The 6,423-nt window shown below is 63.4% G+C and carries 4 protein-coding genes and 1 pseudogene; 2 read left to right on the forward strand and 3 right to left on the reverse strand.

What is annotated here, in order from left to right; genetic code table 11:
- Together WB528_RS24635 and WB528_RS24640 are read left to right on the forward strand one after the other, a co-directional pair.
- Positions 1 to 193, forward strand: a pseudogene (locus tag WB528_RS24635) (acetyl-CoA carboxylase carboxyl transferase subunit beta); the annotation flags it as partial.
- A 2-nt stretch (positions 194 to 195) separates the two neighbouring features.
- Entirely contained in the window at positions 196 to 1,536 is a 1,341-nt protein-coding gene (locus tag WB528_RS24640) for a bifunctional folylpolyglutamate synthase/dihydrofolate synthase (protein WP_423891609.1), read from the forward strand.
- A 67-nt stretch (positions 1,537 to 1,603) separates the two neighbouring features.
- Here the strand turns inward: WB528_RS24640 and trxA are convergent, their stop codons facing one another.
- From trxA to WB528_RS24655, 3 genes are all read right to left on the reverse strand, one after another.
- A complete protein-coding gene (trxA, locus tag WB528_RS24645) occupies positions 1,604 to 1,924 on the reverse strand; it encodes a thioredoxin (RefSeq protein ID WP_298107188.1) in 321 nt (106 codons plus the stop codon).
- 72 nt (positions 1,925 to 1,996) lie between these two features.
- Positions 1,997 to 5,500 (reverse strand): double-strand break repair helicase AddA, encoded by a 3,504-nt coding sequence (gene addA / locus WB528_RS24650; protein WP_423891611.1) that lies wholly within the window; start codon positions 5,498 to 5,500, stop codon positions 1,997 to 1,999.
- On the reverse strand, positions 5,494 to 6,423 hold a 930-nt coding region (locus WB528_RS24655), incomplete at its 5' end, for a PD-(D/E)XK nuclease family protein (RefSeq protein WP_423891613.1). The genes addA and WB528_RS24655, both read right to left, overlap by 7 nt.

Raw genomic sequence — 6,423 nt, forward strand, 5'->3', positions numbered from 1 at the left:
ATATCTCAAGGACCACGGCATGGTCGATATGGTCGTGCATCGCCACGAACTGCGCGCAACCTTGGCGCGGCTTTGCCGTCTGTTGACCAGATCGCCGGCGCTCGATACCGCAACGAAACCCGCGGCACAGGTCACGATGCCAGCCACGATCCCCTCGGCCGCGGAGATGGCGCCGGCTGTGCCTCCCGCGTGAACGTGAACGATCCTCCTTCCAAGCCGCCAAAGCTCGGCGAGCTGATCGCCCGGCTGTCTACCTTGCATCCGGCGCGCATCGATCTTGGTCTGGAGCGCATGCAGCGCCTGCTGCAACGGCTCGATCATCCCGAACGCAAGCTGCCGCCGGTCATCCACGTCGCCGGCACCAACGGCAAGGGCTCGACGATCGCCTATTTGCGTGCGATTCTGGAGGCCGCAGGATATCGCGTCCACGTCTTCACCTCGCCCTATCTGGTGAGGCTCAATGAGTGCTATCGGCTCGGTCGCCACGGTGGCGGCCTCCTCGTTGACGACGAGGAATTGGCCGCCACGCTTGAGCGTTGCGAAACCGCCAATGCCGGCGAGCCGATCACTCTTTTCGAGATCGAAACCGCCGCGGCGTTTGACTTGTTCGCACGGCATCCCGCTGATGCGGTGCTGCTCGAGGTTGGCCTGGGCGGGAGGCTGGATTCGACCAATGTGATCGAGACGCCGATTGCCAGCGTGATCTCGCCCGTCAGCATCGATCACAGCGAATTTCTGGGGACCTCGCTGCAATCGATCGCAACCGAGAAGGCCGGAATCATCAAGCGCGGCGTGCCGGTGATTTCCGCCGAACAGGCACCCGATGCGATGACCGTGATCGAACAGCAGGCGCGGCGGATGCGAGCACCGCTGCATGTCGCGGGCGAGGGGTGGCATATCGGAGTCGAGCATGGTCGCCTGGTCTATCAGGACGATCGCGGCTTGATGGATCTGGCGGCGCCACGACTTTTCGGCCGCCATCAATTCGATAATGCCGGTCTTGCCATTGCGGCGCTACGCGCGACTGATGCTTTCAGAATCGAGACATCTGCGTACGAGGCCGGCATCGTCAACGCCGAATGGCCGGCGCGGATGCAGCGGCTGGGATCGGGTCCGCTGGTCGATCAGGGGCCGGCCGGCGGCGAAATCTGGCTCGATGGCGGTCACAATGCCGAAGGCGGCCGCGTTGCGGCGGCCGCGCTAGGTGACCTGGAGGAACGGGTTTCGCGGCCGCTGGTCGTCATTGCCGGCATGATGGCGAACAAGGATGCCGCGAGCTTTCTGGCGAATTTCGCCGGCCTCACCCGTCACGTCATCGCGGTCACCATACCGGGTCGCGAAGGAACGATGCCGCTCGATCGCCTGATGGACGCCGCGCGTGCGCTTGGCATGCGCGTGGAAAGTGCGGCCAGCGTCGAGGCTGCGCTGCGCACGATCGCAAAGCTCGCCTATGAAGTGCCACCGCGGGTTCTGATCACGGGATCGCTCTATCTCGCCGGCCACGTGCTGTCGGCCAACGGCACGCCGCCAACATAGCTGCCACCGCCAACGCAAACGGCCGGCTTGCGCCGGCCGTCAGAAGTAATCTCGTTGTCGAAGAAAGTTAAACCGCAGCGGTGATCCACTGCTGGAGTTTTGCCTTCGGCGCAGCGCCGACCTGACGGGAAGCCATCTCGCCGCCCTTGAAGATCATCAGCGTCGGGATCGACATCACGCCGTATTTCGATGCGGTCTTCGGGCTCTCGTCGACGTTCAGCTTGACGATCTTGACCTTGTCGCCCATCGCGCCGGCGATCTCGTCCAACGCGGGAGCAATCATGCGGCACGGGCCGCACCATTCGGCCCAGAAATCGACCACGACCGGGCCTTGCGCCTTGAGCACTTCGGCCTCGAAATCGGTATCGGAAACCTTGCCAACGGCCATTGTATTACCTCGTTCAGTTCGGGACGGTGCGGCGCCTAAAAAGGAATCGCAGCCTTGATCATGCAATCCAAACTATGAACGCGTCGTGGCCGGGTCAAGCTTTGATGTCCCAGCCGTGATGGATGCCAGTTCGGCGTCCAGTGCGGGAGCCAAAATCTCCATTAATTCAGGTATTTCGGTCCAAAGCAGTGCCGCCCGGATGGCGCGTTGGGGATAAAGTTTCTGCAGTAGCGCACGATAAAGCGCCAGCTGCCGAACATAGGCCGCGGGTGCCTCGCTCGCCAAACCCGGCGGGCTCAGGTTGGTCTTGAAATCGACGATGAGCGCTTCCGTTTCGGTCACCACCAGACGATCGATCTGCCCGGAGACCAGCACCGATGCGCCGCCCAGCCGCTCAAGCCGGCCCACGATCGGAACCTCGGCACGGCTGCCGTCAGCGAATACGGCCGCGAACGGTTGATCGGAGACCAAGCCAAGCACTTTTGTCGTGAGTGTATCGCGGTCGCCATCCGTCCAGTCGCCGGCATTGCGGCGGAGAAAATTCAGCGCCGCATCGCGCCGCCGCTCGGCCGCGACGTCGGGCAGGGATTGCAGCAAACGGTGCACCAGCGTGCCGCGTCGCAAAGCCTGCGTTCGCTGCCCCACCGATTCGCCGGATCTGACGCGCCGCGCTTCGCTTGGGTCGGACGGACGCAGCAGGTCCGAGGTCGTCGTCGGTGCCGGCAGCGATGTTCGTAGCCAAGCGGGTAAAACGAGTTGCGCGCCGGTTGCTTCCGGAACGGCGCCGCCTGCCTGAGTGCTGTCTTCCGGCCGCATGTAGCGTTTGATCTTGCCGTCGTCGGTTTCGACGATCTCTTCGTGCAGACCGGAGGCTGCGAGGCCCTTGTCGACCAGATCGTACCAGGAGTGCTTGCGGACGCTGTTCATGTTGCCGGGCTTGATGCCCGCGACGATCAGCCGGTCGGCAGTGCGCGTCATCGCCACATAAAGCAGCCGGCGATACTCGTCCTCGGTATCATTAAGCATGGCGGTTCTCGCCGCCGCGACGGCTGAGGGATCGTCGGCCTTCTTGCCGGCCCAGACCGTGACCTCTCCGCCATTGCCGCGTGGCACCTGGATCAGCCGCAACCGCTGCGTATCCGATGGCGACGACGTGGTGTCGACCATGATGACGACCGACGCTTCCAGCCCCTTGGCGCCATGCACAGTCATGACGCGGACTTCATCGCGCGAGATTTCCATGTCGCGCTTCACCTCGGTGTCGGCCGAGCGCAGCCAGGCCATGAATCCCTGCAACGAAGCGGGTGCCTTGCGCTCGTAATTCAGCGCGAGTTCGAGGAATTCGTCGAGCGCATCGTTGGCTTCGCTGCCGAGCCGCCGCAGGATGCGTTGCCTGCCGCCGTCGCCGCCGAGCAGCCAGGCGTAGAACGCAAACGGCGTTTGCGTAAAGCGGCGCTCGCATTCTTGCAGCCGCCCTAGCGCCTCCTGAAACGACGCCTTTGTCGCGGCCTGTTTTGACAACGCCTCTCGCAGCGATCCCTTGCGATCCCAGGCGAGCTTAAACAGGTCGTCTTCATCAAGTCCGAACAGCGGGCTTTTCAGCGCGACCGCGAGTGCAAGATCGTCCAGCGGCAACAGCAGTGCATCGGCGAGATTCATCAGGTCGATGATGGCGATGTGTTCGGTCAGTTTCAGCCGGTCGGCGCCGGCGACCGGGACACTCGCATGCTTCAGCGCCTGAATAACCGCGTCGAAAATATTGCCGCGGCGACGGACCAGCACCAGCACATCGCCATAACGCAACGGCCTTCGCTCGCCTTTGGGGCCAGTCATGGTGCCGCTTGTGACCAGCCGCTTGATCTCGGCTTGAATACGTCTTGAAAGCTTCACCTCGGGGCTCGCTACCGAAACGCCGTCGAACGGCGCGCGCCAGCCTTCGATGTCCTCACGGTCGTCGGCCTGCGCCAGCGGCCATAGCTCGATCAGGCTGGGGCCGGCGTCGTCGAGCGCCTCGTGCGTCGGCATGCCGTCTTGATCGGTGGTAATGCTGCGATAGACGTCGGGCGACTGGAAGGCGCTTTCCACCGCCCGCAGCACGCCAGCGCCCGAGCGGAACGAATAGGTGAAGGAGATCGACTCGAAGTCGAGTTCGGCGGCTTTGAAGCGTGAACCGAAGCGTGCCCGCCGCTCGGCGAATTCGAGCGGCGCTGCGCCCTGGAACGAGAAGATCGATTGCTTTTCGTCGCCGACCGCAAACATGGTGCGCGTGACGCCATCGCGCGCGCCGTGGCCTGCGGCAAATTCGGAAATAATGTGTTCGACGATGTCCCATTGCCGCGGGCTGGTGTCTTGCGCCTCGTCGATCAGGATGTGATCGACGCCGCGATCGAGTTTGTAATGCACCCAGCCCGCCGACACCTTGCTCAGCATGGCAAGCGTCTTGTCGATCAGATCGTCATAATCGAGCAGGCCCCGCTCTTGCTTTTCGCGCCGGTAGTTCGCCGCCGCCGCCATTGCAATATGCAGCAAGGCCTCGGTGCGGTCGCGAGTAATGACGGCGCGGCGTTTTTCGATCAGGGGCGCGAGGCGCAAAATCTCCGCGTCGAACAAGCGGGCGACCGAGGGATTGTCGCGGACGAATGCCCTGGTCAGGACGGCCGCGCGCGGCGATTTGTTGTCGGTGAGAAAGATGCAGAGATATTCATCGACCTGTGTGCTGCCAGTAAAGCCCAGGGAAGCGCGCAATTGCTCGCCCTGGTTCTGGTCCGACTTGCTGCCGCCGTCGAGTGCACCGGCAATCTCACGCCAGCGGACGCGGGGGAGATAAGGGCCGTCGACGATATCGCGCTCGACGTCGTCGAGGCTGTCGTTGGTGCTTACGCCAAGCACGGCCGACATTTCTGCGGCGGCGATCTCCGCGCTGCCGGCAGTATCGGTCCAGGCCATGAAATGGTCGCGGCTCAGGCAGGCCTCGCGAACGACATCCTTGAAAGTCACGTCGGCGGCGTTCGCCATCGCGGTCTGAAGCGCGCGGCCGAGGACGCTGTCAGGCGCGTTCGAGGCTTCCAGAAATACCCTGAGGTTGGCGCGCTCCATCATGTCGGCCTGGTCGCGCTCGTCGAGCACGGCGAAGCGCGCCGGCACGTTGGCCTCGAACGGGAATTGCTGCAAAAGCCGTGTACACAGTGCGTGAATGGTTTGTACCTTCAGCCCGCCCGGCGTTTCCAGCGCCTTCGCAAACAGTTCGCGCGCGAGCTTTCGCAGCTTCGCGTTGGGATTGGGAACGCCGGTGTCGCGGATCGCGTTGTCGAGTTCGGCATCGTCGAGCGTCACCCAGTGACCAAGCGTGGCGAACACGCGCTCCGCCATGTTGGCGGCCGCTGCCTTGGTGAAGGTGATGCAGAGGATCTTTTCCGGCGCGACGCCAGTGAGCAGCAACCGAATCACGCGCTGCACCAGCACGTGGGTTTTGCCGGAGCCGGCGTTTGCCGAGACGAACGACGACGCGGTCGGGTTCGATGCGCTGGCCTGCTTGTCGCGGACCGCGGGAGGAATGGGGCGTATTGCTTTCACCATTCCGGAAGCCCCAACCCGCCGGCCGCCGACCATTCCTTGATCCGCGCGAGATCGTCATAGCTGCCATAGCGGTTGGTCCACATCGGCAGGTTCAACGAACGGTAAGGTTCGGTCTCGCTCTCGAATTTTCGGATCAGCGCCTCGAGCTGTGCCCGCGCGTAATCGGCCGCCTCGTCGGGCGTCTGCGGCGTCTCGTTCTTGATTCTCAGTTTCAGCGCCGTGTGTTCGCCCGGCGGATTGTTGCCGCTGATGCGCACATAGGCGAGTTCGCTGACGGATGAGCCCGCATCGATGCCCTCGAATCCGCCCTCGCGCAGGATCGCGGCCTCCAGCGTCAGTTGCGGCGACAATCCCATCCGCACCTGTTTGCCGGTGGGCGGCTGACCCGTCTTGTAATCGAGGATGACGAAGCGGCCGTCGGTATGGCGCTCGATACGGTCCGCGCGCGCGGAGAGATAAAAGGTGCGCCCATTGTCGAGATGGATCGGGATTTCGCCTTTGATCTCGGCGTCGATCGCCGCAATGCCGCCGCGCCGCGCCGTTTCCCATTCGGAAAACCACCGGATGATGCGCTGAAAGCGCGGCCACCATAGCGCGCGCGCCTCGGGGCGCTCCATCAGCGGCGCGAAATATTTTCGACCGATCTCGCGCAGCACACGGACGGGATCGGCAGGCAAATCCCTGGCGAAGTTCTTGGTGAAATCACCGAGCGCATCGTGAATCGCCGAGCCGCGATCGGCCGCCGACAGCGGCATGTCGACCGGATCGAGCGCCTCCAGCTTGAGGATATGCTTGGCATAGATCGTGTAGGGATCGCGCAACCAGTCCTCGATCGCAGTGACGGACAATTTCAGTGGTCGTGTGGCGAGAGGCGGCCTTGGCTCTGGCTGGCCAACCGGCTTCACCTCGTCGGCTGCGTCAAG

Origin of the sequence: Bradyrhizobium sp., from assembly GCF_049586575.1 — a bacterium.
Taxonomy (GTDB): domain Bacteria; phylum Pseudomonadota; class Alphaproteobacteria; order Rhizobiales; family Xanthobacteraceae; genus Bradyrhizobium.